The sequence below is a fragment of the Streptococcus sp. HMSC034E03 genome, assembly GCF_001811505.1.
Classification (GTDB): Bacteria; Bacillota; Bacilli; order Lactobacillales; family Streptococcaceae; genus Streptococcus.
Window position 1 is genome coordinate 1 of record NZ_KV804917.1, and the last position, 1,529, is coordinate 1,529.

General features: G+C 41.3%; 3 protein-coding genes. All 3 read right to left on the reverse strand.

What is annotated here, in order from left to right; translation table 11 throughout:
- Positions 1-195: 195 nt before the first annotated feature.
- On the reverse strand, positions 196-780 hold the full coding sequence (locus tag HMPREF2805_RS00200; RefSeq protein ID WP_033585799.1) for a major tail protein: 585 nt from the start codon (positions 778-780) through the stop codon (positions 196-198).
- Positions 781-802: 22 nt separating this feature from the next.
- Entirely contained in the window at positions 803-1,183 is a 381-nt protein-coding gene (locus HMPREF2805_RS00205; protein ID WP_075230955.1) for a hypothetical protein, read from the reverse strand.
- Positions 1,184-1,529, reverse strand: a 346-nt coding sequence (locus HMPREF2805_RS00210; protein WP_075230956.1) for a hypothetical protein, incomplete at its 5' end; no start/stop codon positions are given.

The following is a 1,529-nucleotide window of genomic DNA, read 5'->3' on the forward strand; positions in this document are numbered from 1 at the left end:
TCTAATTTCTCTACCTCTGACACATCAGATGATAGAGCTTCATTTAGGATCAGATAGTCACGATAGTCCTTAGTAGTAATTTCCTTACTGGTCTTTTGAACATCTTGACCTTTTTCATTTTTAATTAAAAATTTAACCTTAGCCATTTACTTTCCTTTCTAGAAAAAAGATAAAAAGAGAGCTTGCGCCCTCTTCCTACCCTGCAGCAACCATTTTAAGTTGACCTTTGAGTTTCTTGATTTTTTCTTCGTCATTACCAATGTACTTACCATAGTAATTACCTTTGATTTCTTCATCATCGCTTGCAATGGCTGAGAAACTCAAGCTGTCATCTGGAAGTTCCTCTTGCTTCTCCTTAAGACTTTCAAGCTCCTCAGCATCCATTGAGAAGCTACCTTTGAAGAAACCAACTTGCGCTTTCGTGCCGTTTGCTGTTTTAGATTCAAGCATAACTGAACAAAGTGGAGCATCACTATCTTCACCAATATAAATGATTTCGTCCTTAACTACATGCCCAAGGATTTTGGCAAGGACCATGTGAGGAATGTCAACTGCTGTCATTTCCATCTTCACATCACCTACACCGCGTTTTGATGTGTAATAAGCGACATCGCTTCCGTAAGTTTTAACAGGTTCACTTGAAAGTCCTGTAATCTTAGCGGTACGAGTCGCACCCTCACCGGTTTTACCTTCTACCACGAAAAGGTTTTTCCCAAGTGTTGGAGTAGCTTCCCCATCCAACACACGAATTGTCATGCGTTTAAAACCAACTAATGCCATTTATAGCACCTCTTTCTTTAATTTAGTATTCTTCGTATAGAGCACTCCGACCTTTGTAGGTCCGAGCGTCTACATAGCGTTTGATTTCTGGAATCCATTCATCCAAACCACCACTGGTTTGATAAAATTCCTGGTCTTCCATAATCTTTTCGATTTTTCTTTGGAGTACTTTGCACTCCGTATAATTAGTAGACTCTACATTGACCTGATAGATAAATGTCTTAGCCAGACTCGTATTACTGCCATGAACTGCCTGCATCGGCGGACCAACTGGTCTAATAACAATACTTGGCTCATTATTTGGTAACGAGTCAGGACGTTTAAAAGATTTGATACTGATTCCAGCTAAAGACTCATCTTTTTTCAAAGCCTCATAGAGTTCATTAAACTTATCTTTGACCATCTAAAACCCCTCCGTCTTCAAATGACTAGCGATTCTGTATTTGTACGTCTTAGCATGAGCCTCTGAAAAACGTCTGATGACACCGAACCCCCTTGGATGTGGGTTCTTACCATATCCAAACTCATTCAAGTGAACCAAGCGCCAACGAGAGCCTTCACCAAAACCAATTTTCACAACAGGGACGCCAGCAGCAAGACCAGTCACACGTCCAGCAGTAGCACTTTCGATAGTTTCTCCAGTATCTTTGTAGACCTGCAGAGCACCTTTGAACTCTTCTAGAGTCTCGTTTGCGACTGCCTTCAAGGCTCGACTCGTAGCACGTTTGACCTTTGTGTCACCAAGACGG

Bases quoted from the DNA above. Each gene is read 5' to 3' on its own strand.
- HMPREF2805_RS00200 (WP_033585799.1), bottom strand. From the start codon at position 780: ATGGCATTAGTTGGTTTTAAACGCATGACAATTCGTGTGTTGGATGGG.
- HMPREF2805_RS00205 (WP_075230955.1), bottom strand. From the start codon at position 1,183: ATGGTCAAAGATAAGTTTAATGAACTCTATGAGGCTTTGAAAAAAGAT.